2 protein-coding genes (1 of these 2 only partly in view) are annotated in these 23,750 nt (G+C 68.7%); both read left to right on the forward strand.

What is annotated here, in order from left to right; genetic code table 11:
- Positions 1-14,721, forward strand: coding sequence for an SDR family NAD(P)-dependent oxidoreductase (locus OHA42_RS05255; protein WP_406235026.1), 14,721 nt, complete (start codon positions 1-3; stop codon positions 14,719-14,721).
- Positions 14,718-23,750, forward strand: the 5' portion of a protein-coding gene (locus OHA42_RS05260) for a type I polyketide synthase (RefSeq protein WP_406235027.1). Its footprint extends 1,836 nt past the window's final position; the window shows 9,033 of its 10,869 coding nt (coding positions 1-9,033); its start codon is at positions 14,718-14,720; the stop codon falls past the right edge of the window. Before OHA42_RS05255 ends, OHA42_RS05260 begins: the two co-directional genes overlap by 4 nt.

The raw sequence follows: 23,750 nt of genomic DNA on the forward strand, positions 1-23,750 counted from the left end.
ATGGTCGACGCGAATGAGATCGCCATTGTCGGAATGTCGTGCCGGATGCCCGGCGCTTCCGATCTCGAGAGCTTCTGGCGGTTGCTGCGCGATGGGCGCGAGGCTATCGGCTCCGCTCCCGCAGACCGCCCGCGAATCGAGGAGAAGGCCGGATTCCTGGCTTCGGCATCGGAATTCGACGCCGACTTCTTCGGGGTGGCGCCGAATGAGGCGCGTGCGATCGATCCGCAGCAGCTGCTCGGTCTCGAGCTGAGCTGGGAGGCCCTCGAAGACGCGGGCTACCGCGATCGCGACGGTGCCCGCGCGGGAGTGTTCCTGGGCAGCACCGGAACCGATTTCGCCGAAATCGAGGCGTCGAGGGGTAAGCCCGGCGTCGGCAGGCATTCGTTGTCGGGCGTCGGGCGCGGCGTCGCCGCCAACCGGATTTCGAATTACTACGGGTTCACCGGTCCGAGCATCGTGGTGGACAGCGGGCAGTCCTCGTCGCTGGTCGCGGTGCACCTGGCGTGTGAATCGTTGCGCGGCGGCGAGTGTGATGTGGCCTTGGCGGGCGGGCTGAATCTTATCCTGTCGCCGCTGGGTGGTGAGCGCTACGAGCAGTTCGGCGCGCACTCACCGTCGGGACGGTGCTACACCTTCGATGAACGTGCGGACGGCACGGTTCGCGGCGAAGGCGGCGGCATCGTCGTACTCAAGCCGCTGGCGCGCGCGGTCGCCGATGGTGACCGGGTCTACGCGGTGATCCGCGGCAGTGCTATCAACAGCGGCAACGAGCGTCAAGTGCTGAGCGCGCCCAGTGTGTCCGCGCAGACCGCGGTGATCAGGGCCGCGCTGGCGGCCGCCGATGTGGAACCCGCGTCGGTGGATTATGTGGAGTTGCACGGAACCGGTACACCCGCGGGCGATCCGGTGGAAGCGCGGGCCCTCGGCGAGATCTATGGCGCCGGGCGGTCCGGGAGCGCACCGCTGGCCGTCGGTTCGGTCAAGACGAATATCGGGCATCTGGAGGGTGCCGCCGGGATCGCCGGCCTGATTAAGACCGTGCTGAGCCTGTGGCATCGGGAACTGGCGCCCAGCTTGAACTTTCACACCGCCAATCCGCAGATTCCACTCGAAGCGCTGCGATTGCGGGTGCAGACCGCGACGGAGCACTGGCCGGGCGCGGCACAGTGCCGGGCGGGCGTGTCGTCGTTCGGAATGGGTGGCACGAACGCACATGTGATTCTGGAGGAGGCGCCGGCGCCGGTCGCGGGTGATGCGGGTGTGGCCGCCGCCGACCGCCCGGTGACCTGGGTGTTGTCCGGGCAGAGCCCGGAAGCGTTGCGGCAGCAGGCTGTTCGATTGCAGGAGTGGCTGGCCGGAGATCCGGCCGGTGATGCCGCCGATGTGGCGTATTCGCTCATCCATTCGCGCACGGCGTTGGACTGGCGGGGCGCGGTGATCGGACACGACGCCGACGCGATGGGTGTCGCGCTGGCCGCACTGGCCGATCCGGCGGCGCAGACCTCGGAAGAGGCTGCCGTGGTGTCGGGTCGTGTGGTGCCGCGTCGGGTGGCGTTTGTTTTTCCGGGGCAGGGGAGTCAGTGGGTGGGGATGGGTGCGGGGTTGTTGGCTGGGGGTGGGGTGTTTGCGGAGTCGGTGGCGGAGTGTGAGGCGGCGTTGGCGCCGTTTGTGGGTTGGTCTTTGACCGCGGTGTTGCGGGGTGAGCCTGGGGCTGGGTCGTTGGATCGGGTGGATGTTGTTCAGCCGGTGTTGTTTGCGGTGATGGTGTCGTTGGCGCGGGTGTGGCGTGCGGCGGGTGTGGAGCCGTCGGTGGTGGTGGGGCATTCGCAGGGGGAGATCGCGGCGGCTGTGGTCGCGGGCGGGCTGTCGCTGTCGGATGGCGCGCGCATCGTGGCGGTGCGGTCGCGTGCCGTCGCCGAGGTGCTGGCGGGTTCGGGTGGTATGGCGTCGATCGGTTCTACGGCGGAGGTGGTTGCCGAGCGGTTGGCGGGTTTCGGCGGCCGGCTGTCGGTGGCAGCGGTCAACGGTCCGGGCCAGATCGTGGTTTCCGGTGAAGTGGCGGCTCTCGAGGAATTCCTGGCGGGGTGTGCGGCCGATGGTGTGTGGGCCAAGCGGATTCCGGTGGATTACGCCTCGCATTCGGCGGCGGTGGAGACCGTTCGCGACCGGGTGCTGGCGGAGCTGGAATCGGTTGTGCCGGTTTCGGGTTCGGTGCCGTTCTTCTCGACTGTGACAGCGGATTTCATGGACACCGCCGAGCTGGACGCCGGGTATTGGTATCGGGGGCTGCGTGAGCAGGTGCGCTTCGCCGACGCGATCGAGACGTTACTGGACTCGGGGACGAATGCGTTCGTGGAGACGAGCCCGCATCCTGTGGTGTCGACGGCGATCGAGCTGACGGCGGATTCGATGGGGCTGGCGGACCGGGTCGCGGTCGTCGGCACGCTGCGGCGCGACCACGGCGGCCGACAGCAGTTCGCCGCGGCCTTGGCACATGCCTACTGCGTGGGTATCGATGTAGCACCGGAACTGCTGGCCCCACCGGCACAGCGGGTGGAACTGCCGACGTATGCGTTCCAGCGGCGGCAGTGCTGGACGCTGGATGGCGTGGAGCCGCTTCCGGCTCCGCAGCGCGCCGCGTCCCCGGTTCGAAGCAGGCGTGCCGTGGTGGAGGGCCCGCTGGCGCCGCGGTTGTTCGCCGCGGCCGAGCGTGACCGCGACGCGCTCGTGCTCGGGGTCGTGGCCGAACAGGCCGCGGCGGTGCTCGGCCATGATTCGGCCGATGCCATCGCACCCGATCTGCCGTTCACCGCCGCCGGGTTCGATTCGGTGAGCGGACAACAGCTTCGGAGCAACCTGGCATCGGCCACCGGTGTGCCGTTGCCTGCGACCCTGATCTTCGACCACCCGACGCCGATGGCGGTGGCGCGGCTGGTGCGTGCACATCTGGAAGGGATCGATCCCGTTGTGCCACGAGTGACTCACCGGGCCGTCTCCGATGAGCCGATCGCCATCGTCGGTATCGGCTGCCGTTTCCCGGGTGGTGTCGGATCGGCCGAGGATCTCTGGGAACTCGTCGCGGCGGGACGGGACGTGATCGCGCCGTTCCCATCGGATCGGGGCTGGGATCTGGAGCGGTTGTTCGATGCGGACCCGGATAAGCCGGGGACCGTGTACACCCGGGAGGGCGGCTTCCTCGATGACGCCGGCGGTTTCGATGGGAGCTTCTTCGGCGTGGGCCCGCGCGAGGCGGCGGCGATGGATCCGCAGCAGCGGCTGATGCTGGAGGTCTCCTGGGAGGCGCTCGAGGACGCGGGTATCGACCCCGCGTCGCTGCGCGGCAGCGATACCGGCGTCTACGTCGGCGCCTGCTCGTCGGGGTACTCGCCCGGGGTCGTCGGTGAATACGAAGGTTTCCGGCTGACCGGGACATCACACAGCGTGGTATCCGGCCGTGTCTCTTATGTTTTCGGTCTGCAAGGCCCGGCGGTCACGGTCGATACCGCGTGTTCGTCGTCGCTGGTCGCGTTGCACCTGGCGTGCCAGGCATTGCGTCAGGGGGAAGCATCGCTGGCGCTGGCGGGCGGTGTGAGTGTGTCGGCGAGTCCGAGTCTGTACGTGGATTTCGCGCGACAGCGGGGGCTGGCGCCGGATGGGCGATCCAAGGCGTTCGCCGCCGCGGCCGACGGCGTGACGTGGTCCGAGGGCGTGGGGGTGCTCGTGGTCGAGCGGCTGTCGGACGCACAGCGGCTGGGGCACGACATTCTCGGCGTGGTGCGCGGCAGCGCGATCAATCAGGACGGTGCGAGCAATGGCCTGACCGCGCCGAACGGTCCATCGCAGGAGCGTGTGATCGCGCAGGCGCTGGCCAATGCCGGGCTCCGGGCATCGGATGTGGACGCGGTCGAAGCCCATGGCACCGGAACGGCATTGGGTGATCCGATCGAGGCGCAGGCATTGATCGCCACCTACGGGCAGGACCGGTCGGAGCCCTTGCGGATCGGGTCGGTGAAGTCGAATATCGGTCACGCGGTCGCCGCGGCCGGTATCGGTGGTGTCATCAAGATGGTGGCCGCCCTGCGGCACGAAACTCTGCCGCGAACGCTGCATGTGGATGCGCCGACGCCGCACGTGGATTGGTCGGCAGGGTCGGTGCGATTGCTGACCGAGGCCGAGCCCTGGCCCGTCTCCGATCGGGTGCGGCGTGCGGGTGTGTCTTCGTTCGGGATCAGCGGCACCAACGCGCATGTGATTCTCGAGGAAGCGCCGGCGGTTCTGCCGTCGCCGGACGAAGACGCCGCCGCGGTGGCGACCGATGTGGTTCCTGTGCTGGTGTCGGCCAAGTCCGACGAGGCGTTGCGCGCACAGGCGGATCGGCTGCGGCAGTGGATGATCGACCGGCCCGATGCCGGTGTCGCCGATATCGCGTATTCCTCGGTCGAGACACGCGGACACTTCGATCGGCGCGGCGTGGTCGTGGGCCGCGACCGGGAACAGGTGCTGGCCGGTCTCGCCGCTCTCGCCTCGGGCGAGGCGTCGTCGTCGGTCCTCGAGGGGCAGGTCATCCCGGGGAAGACGGCGTTCCTGTTCACCGGTCAGGGTGCGCAGCGAGCCGGGATGGGCGCGCAGTTGTACGGCGCGTTTCCGGTGTTCGCGTCGGCATTGGACCAGGTGTGCGCCCAGATCGATCCGCTGCTCGGCCGGTCGCTGAAAGACCTGATGTTCGATAGGGAGAACGCGGCGCTGCTGGACCTCACGGAGTTCACCCAGCCCGCGCTGTTCGCCTTCGAGGTGGCGCTGTTCCGGTTGGTGGAGTCCTTCGGTATGGCGCCGGATGTGCTGATCGGGCATTCGATCGGCGAGTTGGTGGCCGCCTGTGTGACGGGGGTGTGGTCGCTGGCGGATGCGTGCGCCCTGGTGGTGGCACGCGGGCGGCTGATGGGCGCGCTGCCCGAGGATGGGGCGATGCTCGCGGTGGCGGTACCCGAGGATCGGGCAGCCGGGATGCTGACCGAGTTCCAGGGCCGGGTATCGATGGGCGCGGTGAACGGTCCGTCGTCGGTGGTGCTGTCCGGTGACGCCACGGCGATAGCCGAGATCGAGGACAAGCTGGCCGGCGAGGGAGTCAAGACCTCCCGGTTGCGGGTCAGTCATGCGTTCCACTCGGCGTTGATCGAGCCGATGCTCGATGAATTCCGCAGTGTGGCAATGGGATTGACCTATCACGAGCCGGCCGTTCCGATCGTGTCGAATGTGTCGGGTGCCCTGGCCGGCGCCGAGGTGACCGATCCGGGTTACTGGGTCGACCAGGTGCGTGGCTGTGTCCGGTTCGCACCGGGTATCGAGACCGCGGTAGCGGCCGGGGTGCGGCGGTTCGTGGAGATCGGCCCCGATGCCGTGTTGTCCGCGATGACTCGACAGTGCCTGGCCGAGATCCCGGATGTGGAGGCCACATCGACGGTGGTCGCCGCGGCCCGGCGTGCGGCCGACGAGCCGACGCAATTCGTGTCCGCGCTGGCACAGGCCCATGTGGCAGGTATGAGTGTGGACTTGCGCCCGCTGTCGGCCGGTCGCGGTGCACAGCGGGTTTCGTTGCCCAGCTACGCCTTCCAGCATCGGCGGTACTGGCTGCAGCCTGTCGAAGCGGCAGCAGGCGACTCGGGAGGTCATCCGATTCTGACGGGTGTGACCGAGCTCGCCGATACCGACGAATGGTTGTTCACCGGCCGGTTCTCGTTGCGCACGCATCCATGGATCGCCGACCACATGGCCTACGGCGTCGTGGTGGTGCCGGGCGTGCTGTTGCTCGAGTTCCTGCTCGCCGCCGGTCGCGGGATCGGGTGCGAGGTGGTCGAGGAAGTCATGGTGCAGGCGCCGATCCGGCCCGGTGCGGACGCGGTCGATGTGCAGGTGCTGGTGCAGTCGGCCGATGAGTCCGGGCGGCGTTCGTTCGAATTCTTCTATCGGAATGCCTCCGATGAGGAGTGGGTGCGCAACGCCACGGGCGTGTTCGCGGCGGAGCCGGCCGACGATTCGGCGTTGGTGTCGCAGCTGCGGGACCAGGAGTGGCCACCGGCCGATGCCGAACGCGTGGACGTGGATCGGCTGACGCTTCCGGCGCAGATCACCGAGGACACCGGACTCGAGTACGGTCCGGCGTTCATCGGTGTGCCGGCGGTATGGCAGCGTGGCGACACGGTCTTCTCGGAGGTCGTGCTGGACACCGACGCGGCACCGGAGTCCGGGCACGGTGTGCATCCGGCCTTGATGGAGCTGGTCGTGCATGCCGGGCTGTCCCGCTTGGTTTTCCGGGCCGCGGAGCCCGACCCCGATTCCGGGTGGTTGCTGTTCCAGTGGGGCGGTGCGCGTTTTCACGCGCCGGTGCCCACGGAGGTGACGGAGCTGCGGGTCATGGCGGTGAAAGCCGGAGTGAACACCATCGCCGTCGCGGCTGTCGATACGAACGGCAATCCGATCCTGTCGATCGACGCCGTCATGATGCGTCGCAACGACGCCAAGGAATTCCGGCGCGGCTTGTCCGAGGGCGCGGCCGGTCTGTACGAGGTGCGCTGGGAGCCTGCCACGGCAGCGTCGGCCGGATCGCCGGCGCCGTCGATGGCCGTGCTCGCGGATTCGGCGGTACCCGGGATCGGCGTGTCATTCACTTCCGTCGCCGAACTCGTTGCGGCGGAACGGCTTCCGGAAGTCGTGGTGTGGCGCGTCCCGGAACAGGCGGCGGATGGTCCGGCAGTGGTGCGGGCCGGGGTGCACAGCACGCTGGCCACGGTGAAATCCTGGCTTGCCGAGGAGCGACTGTCCGAGGTCCGGATGGTGCTGCTCACCACCGGTGGGGCGGGGCTGCCCGGCGAGGTGCCGGATGTGGTGGCGGCCGCGGCGTGGGGGTTGGTCCGCAGTGCGCAGTCGGAGAATCCGGGGCGGTTCGTTCTCCTCGACGAGGATCCGGCCGAGCGGTCGGGCGTCGACCGGATCGCGGCGGTGCTGGCCTCGGGTGAGCCGCAGGCCGCGGTGCGGGGTGCGGGAGTTCTGGTGCCCAGGCTCACCCGGACATCGAAGGCCGACGAGGTGCGCGACACCGGCGCGGCGCCGGCTTTCGGCGACGGCGCGGTCTTGATCACCGGTGGTACCGGTGGTCTCGGTGCGTTGTTCGCCCGGCACCTGGTCGCCGAACACGGCGTGCGCAGGTTGGTGCTGTCGTCGCGGCGGGGTCCCGAGGCGCCGGGGGCGTCCGAGCTCGTCGCCGAGCTGGGCCGGGCGGGCGCCGACGCCCGCGTGGTCGCGTGTGACGTCGGCGACCGTGACGCGGTGCGAAACCTGTTGGACGCCATGGATTCCGACGGCGGTGTGACTGCGGTGGTGCATACGGCGGGTGTTGTCGACGACGGCACCGTGGAGTCGCTGACCAGTGAACAGGTGGACCGGGTGCTGGCGCCGAAGGTATACGGGGCGTGGTATCTGGACGAGCTGACTCGTGACCGCGATATGTCGGCGTTCGTGGTCTTCTCGTCGATGGCGGGGGTGCTGGGTTCGGCCGGGCAGGGCAATTACGCTGCGGCCAACGCTTTCCTGGACGGTCTGGTGCAGCGGCGCCGCGCGGCGGGATCGGCTGCGGTGTCGCTGGCATGGGGGCCGTGGAACGCCGGCAGCGGCATGACCGGGGAACTGGACAGCACCGCACTCGCACGATGGGAGCGGCTGGGGCTGGGCCGGCTCGGTGATGCCGAGGGCCTGCGGTTGTTCGACGAAGCGGTCGCCGGTTCGCAGGAGCGTCCGGCCGCGATCCGGTTCGACCCGAGCGTATTGCGGCGCGTGTCGGATCCCGATGCGGTTCCGGCCGTTTTGCGTGGTTTCGTACCGCGTTCGATGCGCCCGGCGAAGGCTGCGGGAAAGCCCGCGGCCGGTGCGCTGGCCGAGCGGTTGGCCCAGGTGCCCGAGGCCCGGCGTGCCGACGTGGTGTCGGAGGTGGTGCTGGCGCAGGCGGCGGCGGTGCTGGGACATGATTCGGCGGCCGACATCCGGCCCGATCGGCGCTTCGACGAGATCGGTTTCGATTCGCTGGGTGGCGTGGAATTCCGGAACCGGCTGAACAAGGCCACCGGTATTCAGCTGCCGTCGACTCTGGTGTTCGATTATCCGACCCCCGCGGCGGTGGCGAAACTGGTGTTGTCGAAGGTGGAGCCGAAAGCCGCGAGCGAACCGGCCAAGAAGGTGGCCCGCCGGACCCGGACCGACGAGCCGATTGCCATCGTGGGGATGGGCTGCCGGTTCCCCGGCGGTGTGACGTCGCCGGATGAGTTGTGGGACCTTCTCGCCGGGGGAATCGACGCGACCAGTGAGTACCCGTCGGATCGCGGATGGGATCTGGAGCGGCTGTTCGACGAGGACCCGGACAAGCCGGGCACCGTGTACAGCCGTCGTGCCGGATTCCTAGACGGCGCCGGTGATTTCGATGCCGGCTTCTTCGGAATCAGTCCGCGCGAGGCATCGGCGATGGACCCGCAGCAGCGTCATTTGCTCGAATCGTCCTGGGAGGCATTGGAAAACGCGGGAATCGACCCGGTCACGTTGCGCGGCACCGATGCCGGCGTGTTCGTGGGGGCGTGCTACTCGGGCTATTTCAACCGGGTCACCCCCGAGTTCGAGGGCCATCGGCTCACCGGCACGCAGGGCAGTGTGACGTCGGGACGGCTGTCGTATGTCTTCGGTATCGAAGGACCTTCGGTCACCGTGGACACCGCGTGCTCCTCGTCGCTGGTCGCCTTGCATCTGGCCTGTCAGGCGCTGCGGCAGGGAGAGACCTCGCTGGCCTTGACGGGCGGTGCGACCATCTACGCCGACCCCTATCTCTCCGTCGATTTCGCAAGGCAGCGCGGCATATCGCGTGAGGGTCGTTGCAAGTCGTTCGCTGCCACGGCAGATGGGACGGCATTCTCCGAGGGCGTCGGCATGCTCGTGCTCGAGCGCCTGTCGGACGCGCAGCGCGCGGGTCACCCCGTGCTGGCGGTGGTCCGGGGCAGCGCGATCAACCAGGACGGGGCGAGTAACGGTTTGTCGGCGCCGAATGGTCCTTCGCAGGAGCGGGTGATCACCACGGCGTTGGCGAACGCGGGGCTGGAGCCGACCGATATCGATGCGGCGGAAGCACACGGGACGGGAACGCCGCTGGGTGATCCGATCGAGGCGCAGGCCCTGATCGCAACCTACGGGCAGGGGCGATCGAGTGGGCCGCTGTGGCTCGGGTCGTTGAAGTCGAATATCGGGCACACCACGGCCGCGGCGGGTGTGGGCGGTGTCATGAAGATGGTGCTGGCGTTGCGGTACGAGACGCTGCCGAAAACCCTGCACGTGGACGAGCCGAGCCCGAAGGTGGACTGGTCGGCCGGCGAGGTGGAGTTGCTGACCGAGTCGCGGCCGTGGCCGCGCAACGGGCGTGCTCGTCGCGCGGGCGTGTCGTCATTCGGTGTCAGCGGCACCAACGCCCACGCCATCCTGGAGGAGGCGCCGCTCCCGACTCGCGCCGAATCTCCCATTGCCGCAGAAGATTCGGGTCCAGCCGATTCGGATGCCATGTCGTGGATGTTGTCGGCGGTGAGTCCGGAGGCATTGCGGCAGCAGGCTGTTCGGCTCGAGCAGTGGTTGCGCACGCACCCGGATACCGACGCGGCGGATGTGGCGCATTCATTGCTGCGTCACCGGTCGCAGTTGGAGTGGCGCGGTGCGGTTGTCGGTCGCGATCGCGACGGATTGATGGCGGGCCTGGCCGGATTGATCGAGTCGGAGGCACCGTTGCCCGAAGGGCCCGTCGAGGTGGTGTCGGGTCGTGTGGTGCCGCGTCGGGTGGCGTTTGTTTTTCCGGGGCAGGGGAGTCAGTGGGTGGGGATGGGTGCGGGGTTGTTGGCTGGGGGTGGGGTGTTTGCGGAGTCGGTGGCGGAGTGTGAGGCGGCGTTGGCGCCGTTTGTGGGTTGGTCTTTGACCGCGGTGTTGCGGGGTGAGCCTGGGGCTGGGTCGTTGGATCGGGTGGATGTTGTTCAGCCGGTGTTGTTTGCGGTGATGGTGTCGTTGGCGCGGGTGTGGCGTGCGGCGGGTGTGGAGCCGTCGGTGGTGGTGGGGCATTCGCAGGGGGAGATCGCGGCGGCTGTGGTCGCGGGCGGGCTGTCGCTGTCGGATGGCGCCCGGGTCGTCGCGCTTCGTTCTCTCGTTGTGGCACAAGACCTTGCGGGTCACGGCGGTATGGCCTCGGTGAGCGCGGCCGCCGAGGTGGTTGCCGAGCGGTTGGCGGGTTTCGGCGGCCGGCTGTCGGTGGCAGCGGTCAACGGTCCGGGCCAGATCGTGGTTTCCGGTGAAGTGGCGGCTCTCGAGGAATTCCTGGCGGGGTGTGCGGCCGATGGTGTGTGGGCCAAGCGGATTCCGGTGGATTACGCCTCGCATTCGGCGGCGGTGGAGGCCGTTCGCGACCGGGTGCTGGCGGAGCTGGAATCGGTTGGGCCGGTTTCGGGTTCGGTGCCGTTCTTCTCGACTGTGACAGCGGATTTCATGGACACCGCCGAGCTGGACGCCGGGTATTGGTATCGGGGGCTGCGTGAACAGGTCAGGTTCGCGGAGTCGGTGGCGGCGTTGCAGCGTGCGGGGACGAATGCCTTTATCGAGGTAAGCCCGCATCCGGTGCTGACGATGGGGATCGAGGCGACGGCGGGCGAGCTGGGTCGGGCCGATCGGGTGGCCGTGCTGAGCACGCTGAAGCGTGATCAGGGCGATCCGCTGCAGGTCACCACCGCGTTGGCGCAGGCCTACTGTGCCGGCGTCGACGTGGCGGCCGACGCGTTGGCTCCGGTCGTGACACGGGCGCTCGGTACGCTCCGACCCGTCGCTCGGGTGAATCTGCCGACGTACGCCTTCCAGCACAAGCGGTACTGGTTGCAGCCGAGCGCCGCCCGGGATGTGTACCAGTCGGGGCTGGGCGAGGCGAAGCATCCGCTGCTGGGTGCGGCGGTCTGGATGCCGGACTCCGAAGCGGTGGTGTTGACCGGGCGCCTGTCGCTGGCGGATCACCCGTGGCTGGCCGATCACGCGATCAACGGAGCGGCCCTGCTGCCGGGGACGGCCTTCGTCGAATTGGCGTTGCATGCCGGGACGATGGTCGGCTGTCCCCGGCTGGCCGAGCTGGTTGTGGCCGCGCCTCTGATCCTACCGGCCGATGGCGCCGTTGAACTGCGGGTGATGACGGCCGCACCCGATGATGCGGGAGCACGAGCCGTATCGGTGTATTCGCGCCCGCAGAGCGACGGCGAATCGGACCGCGGCGGCCCGGGATCGTCCGGCGCACCGCGCTCGGAATGGGTACGCCATGCCACGGGAACCGTTGTCGCCTCGCCGCTTTCAGCTCCCGAACCGGTCGGGGCCGATGCGGCGAGCTGGCCGCCCGTCGGAGCGCTGCCGGTACACATCGGCGATGCGTACGCCGAGTTGGCCGAGCGCGGCTACGACTACGGGGCGATGTTCCAGGGGCTGACCGCTTTGTGGCGCCGTGGCGACGAACTCTTCGCGGAGGTCGCGCTGCCGGAGCAGGCACAGTCGGCGGATCGGTTCGGGGTGCATCCGGCACTGCTGGACGCGGCACTGCACACGATCGGCCTCGGTGGGATGAGTGCGCCTGCCGCGCCCGGTGAGATCCTCGTGCCCTATTCGTGGGAGAACGTGACCGTGGACGCGGTCGGTGCCGCGTCGGCCCGGGTTCGAGTGGCGCCGGCCGGGACCGACCCGCAGGACCAGCGAATCACCCTCACGCTCACCGACTCTCAGGGCGCACCGATCGCCGAGATCGCGGCGTTGACCCTGCGTCCGATCCAGATCGACGCGGTGGGCGCCGCGGCGCCGGACGGTACCTACCGTCTGCGCTGGGTTCCGTTGCCCGCGCCGAATCCGGACGACGTGGCCGCGGCCACGCGGTGGGCGAGCACGGACGACGGCGAGACCGTGACCGTGGACTGCCGGCCCGCGACCGTGATTCGACTCGATGGTCTCGTGAGCGGCGCCACGGCGGCAGCGAACACGGACGTGCCCGATGCGGTGCAGAGTCGACTGGCCGAGGTCGTGGCGCGCGGCAAGGAGCTGCTGGCCCAGGATCAGCGCATCGTCGTGGTCACCCGAGGTGCGGTCGCGACGGCCGCGGGCGAGCCCGTGGATCTCGTCGGCGCGGCGGTCTGGGGCCTGCTGCGCAGCGGACAGAACGAGCACCCCGACCGGATCACCGTTGTGGACGTGGACCGCTGGGACGACTGTCGCGACGCCGTTGCCACGGCCTTGGCCTCGGCGGACGAGCCCCAGGTCGCGGTGCGCGCCGGCATTCCCTACGTGCCGCGGTTGACATCCGACCGCGGCGACGTGGTGGGCGGCGGTGACGCGCTGCGGGCCCCGGCGTGGGCGTTGCGTCAGCTCGGCAAGGGCTCCTTGACCGGTGACAACTTCGCTCTGGTCGAAACCCGCACTGCCGTGCAGGAGCTCGGGCCCGGTCAGGTTCGGGTGGGTCTGCGCGCCTCGGGCGTCAACTTCCGGGACGCACTGATCACCTTGGGTATGTATCCGAACCCGAACGCCACCATCGGTATGGAGGGTGCGGGCGTGGTGCTGGAGGTGGGGCCGGACGTCACCGAATTCGCCATCGGCGACAGGGTCTTCGGGATGATCGAGGGCATCGGTTCGGTCGTTGTGACCGACAGCAGGCGGCTGGCTCCGATACCGCGGGGATGGTCGTTCGCACAGGCGGCCGCCGTGCCCGTGGTGTTCGTTACCGCGTACTACAGCCTCGTCGATCTCGCCGACGCCCGGCCGGGGGAGACGTTGCTGTTGCATGTCGCCACCGGCGGTGTCGGCACGGCCGCTGTGCAACTGGCGCGTCATCTCGGTCTGCGGCTGCTGGTCACCGCCGACCGTTCCAAATGGGATGTGCTGCGCGGCATGGGATTCGACGATGCGGTCATCAGTGACTCGCGCACCCTCGACTTCGAGCGGAAGTTCCTCGAGGTCACCGGCGGCAGTGGTGCAGACATCGTGCTCGATTCGCTGGAAGGCGAATTCGTCGACGCCTCACTGAGATTGCTGCCGCGCGGTGGCCGCTTCCTCGAGATGGTGGCGACCGATCGGCGCGATCCCGGCGAGGTCGCCGAGCAGCACCCGGGCGTGCACTACCGCTACTTCCATCTCGACGAGATCGGGCTCGATCGATTGCGCGAGATCATGAGTGCCCTGGTCGAATTGATCGATACAGGGGTACTGGCACCGCCTCCGATCACCGGATGGGATCTGCGGCAGGCGCCGGAGGCGTTCCGGTTCGTGGGCGAGGGCAAGCATATCGGCCGCAACGTGCTCACCATTCCGACCCCGCTGCGCCCCGACGGCACCGTGCTGATCACCGGCGGTACCGGTGTTCTGGGTGCGATGGCGGCCCGCCATCTCGTCGTCGAGCACGGTGTGCGGCGGCTGGTGCTCGCGAGCAGGCGCGGTCCCGCCGCCGACGGTGCCGCCGGCCTGGCGGAGGAATTGACGGCGCTGGGCGCACAGGTGGACGTGGTCGCCTGCGATGTGGCCGACCGGGAGGCGCTCGACAAGCTGCTGGCGAGTATTGCACCGGAGCACCCGCTCACCGGCGTCGTCCACACGGCGGGTGCGCTGGCCGACGGTCTGCTCGCCGACATGACACCGCAGCAGCTCGCGACGACGCTGCGCCCGAAGGTCGACGCGGCATGGAATCTGCACGAGGCGACCGAGAATCTGGATCTGTCGCAGTTCGTGCTCTATTCCTCGGTCGCGGGCGTGATCGGCACTCGGGGACAAGCGAATTACGCCGCCGCCAACGTGTTCCTCGATGCGCTGGCACACCACCGGCACCTGAGCGGTCTGCCCGCGACATCGGTGGCATGGGGGCTGTGGCAACAGCGCAGCGGGCTGACCGATGCTCTCGGCGAGGCCGACCTGGCCCGGTTGCGCCGGGAGGGAATCGTCGCGCTGGGCGAACAGGACGGGCTGGCGCTGTTCGACGCGGCACTGGTGGATCAGGAGTCGGCGCTGGTTGCCGCGCGGTTCGACCGGACCGCGCTGCCCGACCCGGTCCCCGCGATATTGCGGGGTCTGGTGCGACATTCGGAGCGGAATACGGTGAGCGACAAGCGCTCGCGCGGCTTCGAGCTGGGCCTGATACCGGAAGCCGAACGGGAGCAGGCCGTCGTGGACTTCGTTCTCGAACAGGTGGCGGCCGTACTGGGCTACTCGTCGGCCACAGATATCGAGCCGGACAAGGGATTCGACGAGATCGGGCTCGACTCGCTGTCGGGTGTGGAGCTTCGCAACCGGCTGTCGAAAGCCACCGGCCTCCAGATTCCGGTGACGCTCGTCTTCGACTACCCGACCGCCCCCGAACTGGCCGGCTATCTGTACGAGCGATTGCTCCCGGCGATGGCCGTCTCGCCGGCTGCGGCCGGCACTACATCCGACGACATCGCCCATCTGGCGGCGATGGTCGATCGGGTCCTGGCCGCGGCGGGAGACGACGACGCCACGGTCACCGCACTGCTCGGTATCGGCGACCGGCTTCGGTCCCACCTGGGCGGGAGGTGGCGCGGCGATGAGGACGAATACGCCGACCTCGCCACACATTCCCCCGACGAGCTTTTCGACCTGATTGATGAGGAGTTCGGTCGCTCATGAGCAACGAGGAAAAGCTCACCCGGTATCTGCGCAAAGTCACCGGGGACCTGCGAACCGCCAACAAGCGCATCCAGGAACTGGAAGAGGGTGCGCGCGAGCCGATCGCGATCGTCGGGATGAGCTGCCGCTTTCCCGGCGGCGTGGAATCTCCCGCGCAGTTGTGGGATCTGGTGGCCTCCGGTGCCGACGCGGTCGGCGGCTTTCCCGTCGACCGCGGGTGGGATCTGGACACACTCTTCGACCCCGATCCCGGTGTGCCCGGGACGATCTATACGCGCGAGGGCGGGTTCATCCATTCGGCGCCCGAATTCGATGCGGGCTTCTTCGGGATCGGCCCACGCGAGGCCGCCTCGATGGATCCACAACAGCGTCTGACGCTGGAGGCTTCCTGGGAAGCTCTCGAGGATGCGGGCATCGACCCGAAGTCGTTGCGAGGCAGCGACACCGGCGTCTTCGCCGGTGTCTTCCACCAGAACTACGGCCCTCGCATCGGCTCCCCGGCGCTGACGGCGGAGGCCGAGGGTCATGCCGTTCTGGGCGTGTCGAGCTGTGTGCTGTCCGGCCGGGTCTCCTACCTGTTCGGTTTCAAGGGCCCCACGTTGTCCGTGGACACCGCGTGCTCGTCGTCGCTGGTGGCCTTGCATCTGGCGTGCCAGGCGCTGCGGCGGGGCGAGACGTCGCTGGCTCTGGTGAGCGGTGTGACCGTGATGTCGGACCCGTCCCATCTGATCGCCTTCGCGCGTCAGGGAGCGCTGTCGGCGGATGCGCGATGCAAGGCGTTCGCGGCAGCCGCGGACGGGACCGGTCTCTCGGAGGGGCTCGGGATCCTGGTCGTCGAACGGCTCTCGGACGCACGGCGATTGGGTCACGACGTGCTCGCGCTGGTGCGCGGGACGGCGATCAACCAGGACGGTGCGAGCAAGGGGCTGACCGCGCCGAACGGTCCGGCGCAGGAACGGGTGATCGCGGCGGCGCTGGCGAATGCGGGCCTCGCACCGTCGGATGTGGACGTGGTGGAGGCGCACGGGACGGGCACCAAGCTGGGTGATCCGATCGAGGCGGGTGCGCTGATGTCGGTCTACGGTGCGCGGGGTGAGCGTGGGCCGCTGCGTTTGGGGTCGCTCAAGTCGAATATCGGTCATACCAATGCCGCCGCGGGTGTCGCCGGTGTGATCAAGATGGTCGAAGCGATGCGCCACGGTGTGCTGCCGAAGACGCTGCATGTGGATGCGCCCACGCCGCACGTGGATTGGTCCGCGGGCACGATGCGGTTGCTGACGGAGGCCGAGCCGTGGCCCGCGAGCGGGCAGGTGCGGCGTGCGGGTGTGTCGTCGTTCGGAATTAGCGGCACCAACGCTCACGTGATCCTGGAAGAAGCCCCTGCCGATCCGGAGGCCGCCGAGTCGGCAGGTGAATCCGAGCGGGTCGTCGCGGCCGAGCCCGTGGCGTCGGATGTCGTCGCGCTGATGATCTCGGCCAAATCCGAGGCAGCGCTGCGAACCCAGGCGAACCGGCTGCGACAGTGGTTGCTCGACGACCCCGATGCGGATGCCTGGGATGTGGCGCATTCGCTGGCGACCTCCCGGACGCTGCTGGACTGGCGCGGTGTGGCGGTGGGGCGTGACCGGGAGGAACTGCTCGCCGGTCTGGCCGATCTCGCGGCCGGTTCGCTCGGCGCGATCGAAGGCCACACGGGTGCGGGCACAACCGCTTTCCTGTTCACCGGCCAGGGCGCTCAGCGCGCGAGTATGGGCAAGAGCCTGTACACGGCCTTTCCGGTGTTCGCGGCGGCGTTGGACGAGGTGTGCGCACAGTTCGACCTCGCGTCGGGACGGCGGCTGAAAGACCTGATGTTCGGCGACTCCGCCGAGGTGCTGGCGCGCACCGAAAACACCCAGCCGGCGTTGTTCGCCTTCGAGGTGGCGATGTTCCGGCTGCTCGAATCCTTCGGTATCGCCCCGGATGTGCTGCTCGGGCATTCCATCGGTGAACTGGTCGCCGCGTATGTGGCCGGGGTGTGGTCGTTGCAGGACGCCTGCGCTCTGGTCGCCGCGCGCGGCAGGCTGATGGGCGCGCTGCCCGAAGGCGGCGCGATGCTGGCCGTCGCCGTCGGGGAGGAGCGGGCCGCCGAACTGATCGCCGAGCATGCCGGAAGAGTCTCGATCGCGGCCGTGAACGCCCCCTCCTCGGCAGTGTTGTCCGGGGACCTGGAGGCCATCGAGGCGATCGAGTCCGCGTTGTCGGGTACCGGCGTCAAGACCAACCGGCTCGACGTTTCCCACGCTTTCCACTCTGCCCTCATGGAGCCGATGCTGGCTGAATTCCGTTCGGTGGCAAGAAGTATCGCGTATCGATCGCCGCGCCTCGCGATCGTGTCGAACGAAACCGGAGAGCTCGCCGGGGACGCGGTGACCGACCCGGAGTATTGGGTTCGGCAGGTGCGGGCGTGTGTGCGGTTCGCTCCGGGAGTGGACACCCTCGTCTCGGCGGGTGCGCGGCGATTCGTGGAGGTGGGCCCGGATGCGGTGCTGGCGGCGATGACGCGTGCGACCGTGGCGGAGAATGCCGAGGTCGAATCGGTGTCGCGGATCGTGGCGGCGGCGCGCCGATCCGTCGACGAGGTCTCGCAGTTCGTCACCGCACTGGCGCAGATCCACGTCGCGGGTGCGCGGGTGGAATGGGCGTCGCTGTTCGCGGGGCGAGCGGTGCGCCGGGTCGCTTTGCCGACCTACGGATTTCAGCGTCGCCGGTTCTGGTTGCAGCCCAGTGCCGATGCGGCGGCGTCGGCGGATCATCCGATCCTGACCGGTGTGGTCGGCGTGGCCGGGACCGACGAGTGGCTGTTCACCGGCCGGTTCTCGGTGCGTACGCATCCGTGGATCGCCGATCACATGGCCCATGGTGTCGTGGTGGTTCCGGGCGTGTTGCTGCTCGAATTCCTGCTCGCCGCCGGCGGGCGGATCGATTGCGAGGTGGTCGAGGAGATCATCGTGCAGGCGCCGATCCGTCCCGGTGACGACGAGATCGAAGTGCAGGTCCTGGTCGCGGCCGCGGACGAGTCCGGGCGGCGTTCGTTCGAGTTCTTCTACCGCAGGCCGTCCGGCGACGAATGGGTGCGCAATGCGACCGGTTTCCTCGCGCCACGGTGGAATGGCGGCTCGGACTTGGTATCCCGGCTCGGTGAGCAGGCGTGGCCGCCGGCCGATGCCGAACTCGTCGATGTCGACCGGGTGGCACTTGCCGAGCAGATCGCGAAAGATACCGGGCTCCGATACGGTCCGGCGTTCATCGGCGTGAATGCGGTGTGGCAGCGTGGCGACACGGTCTTTTCCGAGGCGACGCTGAATACCGACGCGGTATCGGAATCCGGTCACCACGACCTGCATCCGGCGCTGTTGGAGCTGGTGATGCATGCCGGACTCTCGCAATCCATATTCCGTTTCGCGGAGTCCGATCCGAATACCGGTTGGCTGCTGTTCCGGTGGGGCGGTGCGCGTCTCCACCGGCCGATGCCCGCGGAAGTGACAGCCCTGCGGATCATCTCGGAGAAGACCGGCGCGGATACGGTGTCGGTCGCGGCAGTCGATCCGGAGGGCAGGCCGATCGTATCGGTTGATTCGGTGCTGCTGCGTCCGTACGACGTCGAGGAGTTCCGGCGCGGTCTGTCCGATGATCAGGACGCCGGTCTGTATCGGGTGGGCTGGAAGAGCACGGCCCCGCCTCCGGTCCCAGGCTCTATGCCGGCGTCGGCCGTCCTCGCGGACACGGTGGTGCCGGGAATCGCGGCATCACACAGGTCCATTGCCGATATCGTTGCCGCGGAACATGTTCCGGATATCGTCGTCTGGCGTCCGGCGATCGCCGGAGAGGTCGTCGACGATCCGGGTGTGGTGCGGGCACGGGTGCACAGCACACTGGCCGTGCTCGGGACATGGCTCGCCGAAGAACGCCTGTCGGATGCCTCGCTGGTGGTGGTGACCACGGGTGGTGTCGGTCTTCCCGGCGAGGACGCTGCCGTGGATGTGGCAGCCGCCGCGGTGTGTGGGTTGGTCCGCAGCGCACAGACGGAGAATCCGGGGCGGTTCATACTCCTCGACGAAGACCCGGCCGAAGCGGTGGACGCCGATCGGATCGCGGCCGTGCTGGCCTCGGGTGAGCCGCAGGTCGCGGTGCGCGACACCAGGATTCTGGTTCCCCGGCTGACCCGCACCGGCACCGAGGTTCGGAAAGACAATCCCCTGTCGCCGTGGTCAGGTGCGGGGACGGTGCTGATCACCGGTGGCACAGGTGGTCTGGGCGCGGAGTTCGCCCGGCACCTGGTCACCGAGCACGGTGTGCGCAGGCTGGTGCTGACCTCCCGGCGCGGCCCGCAGGCGCCCGGCGCGGACGAGCTGGTCGCCGAATTGGCGCGGGCCGGCGCCGACGCGCGCGTCGTGGCCTGCGACGTCACCGATCGTGACGCGGTGCGGAACCTGTTGGACGCCATGGACTCCGATGGTGGCGTGACCGCCGTGGTGCATATGGCCGGGGTTGTCGACGATGGCACCCTCCAATCGCTGACCGCCGAGCAGGTGGATCGGGTGCTGGCGCCGAAGGTCGACGGAGCGTGGTACCTGGACGAGTGGACGCGCGGCCGAGATCTGTCGGCATTCGTGGTGTTCTCCTCGATCGCGGGAGTGCTGGGTTCGGCCGGACAGGGCAATTACGCCGCGGCGAACGGATTCCTGGATGGCCTGGTCCGCCTGCGTCGAGCCGCGGGGTTGCCCGCCATATCGCTGGCGTGGGGACCGTGGCACTCCGGCAGCGGGATGGCCGGCGAGGTGGACGGTGCGGCGTTGGCGCGGTTGGGCCGGTGGGGGCTCGGGCAACTCGAGAATGCCGACGGTGTGCGCCTTTTCGATGCCGCTCTCGCGGTCGCGAGCGACGATGGGCGGCTGGCTCCGCTGCGGTTCGACCAGAGTGTGCTGCGCCGCGTCTCGGATCCCGTGGGGATCCCCGCGGTGCTGAGCGGGTTCGTGCGGCGTCCGCTGCCGGCCGCGAGCCGGTCGGAGGCGAGTTTCGCGGCGGGTTCGCTGGGTGAGCGGTTGGCGCGGGTGCCGCACGCGCAGCGCGGCGACGTGGTGCTGGAGATGGTGCTGGGGCAGGCCGCGGCCGTGCTGGGACACGATTCGGCGGCCGATATCCGGCCCGATCAACCTTTCGACGAGATCGGTTTCGATTCGCTGGGTGCGGTGGAGTTCCGCAACCGGTTGGCCGAGGTCACGGGGTTGCGGTTGGCGTCGACCCTGGTGTTCGATCATCCGACTCCCGCCGCGGTGGCGAAACACGTGCTGTCGAGGCACGAGCCGAAGACGACGGGCGGACCGGGCAAGAAGGTCGCGCGCCGAACACCGGCGGATGAGCCGATCGCGATCGTGGGCATGGGATGCCGGTTCCCGGGTGGGGTGAAATCGCCGGACGAACTGTGGGATCTGGTGGCCTCGGGGATCGATGCGACCAGTGCGTACCCATCGGACCGCGGCTGGGATCTGGACCGTTTGTTCGACGAGGATCCGGACAAACCCGGGACCGTATACGCCCGCCGCGCCGGATTCCTCGACGACGCAGCGGATTTCGACGCCGGATTCTTCGGGATCGGCCCGCGGGAAGCGACGGCGATGGACCCGCAGCAGCGGCAGTTGCTCGAGGCATCGTGGGAGGCCCTGGAGGATGCCGGGATCGATCCGGTTTCGCTGCGTGGCACCGATGCCGGGGTATTCGTGGGTGCGTGCTTCTCGGGCTATTTCAACCGGGTGACTCCCGAGTTCGAGGGCTACCGGCTCACCGGAGCCCAGGGCAGCGTGATCTCGGGCCGGCTGTCGTATGTGTTCGGCCTGGAAGGGCCGTCGGTCACCGTGGATACGGCGTGTTCGTCGTCGTTGGTGTCGCTGCATCTGGCCTGTCAGGCGCTGCGGCAGGGTGAGGCATCGCTGGCGTTGTCGGGCGGCGCGACGATCTACGCCGATCCCTATCTCTCCGTCGATTTCGCACGGCAGCGTGGTCTGTCCCCGGACGGGCGGTGCAAATCGTTTTCCGCCGCGGCCGATGGTGTCGCGTTCTCCGAGGGCGTCGGAATACTGGTGCTGGAACGGCTGTCGGATGCCCGCCGCCTCGGCCACAACGTTCTTGCCGTGGTGCGGGGGACGGCGATCAATCAGGACGGCGCGTCGAACGGTCTGTCCGCGCCGAATGGGCCGTCGCAGGAGCGGGTGATCGCGGCGGCCCTGGCAAACGCCGGGTTGCGGCCCGCCGACATCGATGCGGTGGAGGCGCACGGCACCGGGACGACACTGGGTGATCCGATGGAGGCGCAGGCATTGATCGCCGCCTACGGTCAGGATCGGCCGGGAGCGCCGCTGCGGATCGGCTCGCTGAAGTCGAATATCGGGCACACCTCGGCCGCCGCAGGCGTGGCCGGAGTGATCAAGATGGTGCAGGCGTTGCGGAACGAGACTCTGCCGATGACGCTGCACGTGGATGTGCCCAGCCCGCATGTGGATTGGTCGGCCGGCGGTGTGGAGTTGCTGACCGAGCCGCAGCGGTGGCCACGCAACGGGCGTGTTCGCCGCGCGGGCGTGTCGTCGTTCGGTGTCAGCGGCACCAATGCGCATGCGATCCTGGAGGAAGCGCCGTCGCAACGAATCCCGGTGGCACCCAACGGAACTCCGGCAGACCTGCCGTTGCCGTTGCTGGTATCGGCCAAATCCGAGGCAGGGTTGCGGGCGCAGGCGGATCGGCTCCTGCAGTGGTTGGTGGCCGGACCCGGGCGAGAGATCGCCGATGCCGCATACTCGCTGAGCGCCTTCCGCTCCCATATGGAATTCCGGGGCGCGGTCGTCGGGACGGGGCGCGACGAGATCCTTTCCGGTCTGGCGGATCTGGCGGCGGGCAAGGTGTCTTCCGGTGCCGTCGAGGGCGTCGCGGCGACGGGGAAGACCGCGTGGCTGTTCACGGGACAGGGTGCGCAGCGTGCGGGGATGGGTAAGGACCTCTATGCGGCGTTCCCGGTGTTCGCGCAGGTGCTGGACGAGGTGTGTGCCCAGTTCGATGCTCTCCTGACGCGTGATCCGGGAGCGGATTCCGCGCCCGGGCTGCTCGCGGTGATGTTCGATGACACCGAGGGACTGCTGCACCGCACCGAATTCACCCAGCCCGCGTTGTTCGCGTTCGAGGTGGCGCTGTCGCGGTTGCTGGAGTCGTTCGGTATCGCCGCGGACATGCTCATCGGGCACTCGATCGGTGAGCTGGCCGCCGCGTATGTGGCGGGGGTGTGGTCGCTGCCCGATGCCTGCCGTCTGGTGGCTGCCCGCGGTCGGTTGATGGGAGCTCTGCCCGAGGGCGGAGCGATGCTGGCAGTGGCCATCACGGAGACCGACGCGACGGATATCGTCGCCGAATACGGCAGCAGGGTCTCGATCGCGGCGGTCAACGGCCCGTCGTCGGTGGTGCTGTCCGGAGACGCGGACGCCATCGACGCGATCGAGCGTGTACTCACCGGACGCGGACGCAAGACCAACCGGTTGCGGGTGAGCCACGCATTCCATTCGGCGCGAATGGATCCCGTGCTCGCCGAGTTCCGGCTGGTGGCCGACAGTGTGACCTACCACCCGCCGAAGATCCCGATCGTGTCGAACATCAGCGGCGCCGTGGCCGGTGCCGAGGTGACCGATCCGGGTTACTGGGTCGAACAGGTGCGCGGTTGTGTGCGGTTCGCGCCCGGGATCGCCACCGTGGCCGAGGCCGGGGTGCGGCGGTTCGTGGAGATCGGGCCGGATGCCGTGTTGTCCGCGATGGCCCGGCAGTGTCTCGCCGAGATTCCGGACGTGGAGGCCGCATCGACGGTGGTCGCGGTTGCCCGGCGTTCGGTCGGCGAGCCGTTGCAATTGGTGTCCGCATTGGCACAAGCGCATGTGGCGGGTGCCGGTGTGGATTGGACGCCGCTGTATGCGGATCGTCCGGTATCGCGGGTGCCGTTGCCCACCTATGCATTCCAGCATCGGCGGTACTGGCTGCAACCGGTTGCCGGTGGGGCGTCGCAGGGAGTATCGGGTCACCCGGTGCTGACCGGTGTGGTGCAGGTCGCGGGCAAGGACGAATGGATGCTCACCGGGCGGCTCTCGCCCCGGACCCATCCGTGGCTCGCGGATCACGTGAGCTACGGCGTGATGGTCGTATCGAGCACGACGCTGGTGGAGATGTTGTGTGCGGCGGGACCGCGGTTCGGCTGCGCCGGGGTGGACGAGCTCACGCTGGAGGCCCCGATCTTCCCGCCCGAGGACGGCGCCGACATCGATCTGCAGGTGCTCGTCGACCAGGCCGACGATACGGGCCGCAGGCACTGCACGGTGCACTACCGCGTCGGTGAGGGAGAGTGGGTACGCAACGCCAGCGGCATTCTGACCGGTGACCGGCCGGCGGCGGAGCCGCTGCTGGAACGTCTTCGGGCGCAGCCGTGGCCGCCGTCGGATGCGGACCCGATCGACCCGGAATGGGTACCCGCGCATATCGAAGCCGTGTCGGGACTCGAATACGGTCCCTCCTTCCGCGGCATCGAACGCGCGTGGCAGCGTGGCGACGCCGTGTTCAGCGAGGTTGCGCTGGATCCGGCCGTCGAAACGGACGGTTTCCTGCTGCATCCGGGCCTGATCGACGTCATCGCGCATGCGGGGATGGCCCGTCTGGTGTGGCCGGAGCCCAGCTCCGACCCGAGCCGCGGCATGCTGCTGTTCCGGTGGGGCGGCGCCCGATTCCACGACGTCCGCAGGCCGGGTCCGTTGCGGGTGATCGCCGTGGCGAAAGGTGAGGACGTGCTCGCCGTGGCGGCGGTGGACGGCGACGGCAACCCGGTGGTCTCCTTCGACGAGATCGTGATGCGGCCCTATGACCTCACCCAGTTCCGCCGCCCGCTCGCCGGTGACGCCGGGGTGTACGAAATGGAATGGGCGGAGGTTCACCCTGCACCCGACGTGCCGGTGACCGACGAGGTCATC

Origin of the sequence: Nocardia sp. NBC_01009 (assembly GCF_045208035.1) — a bacterium.
Classification (GTDB): Bacteria; Actinomycetota; Actinomycetes; order Mycobacteriales; family Mycobacteriaceae; genus Nocardia.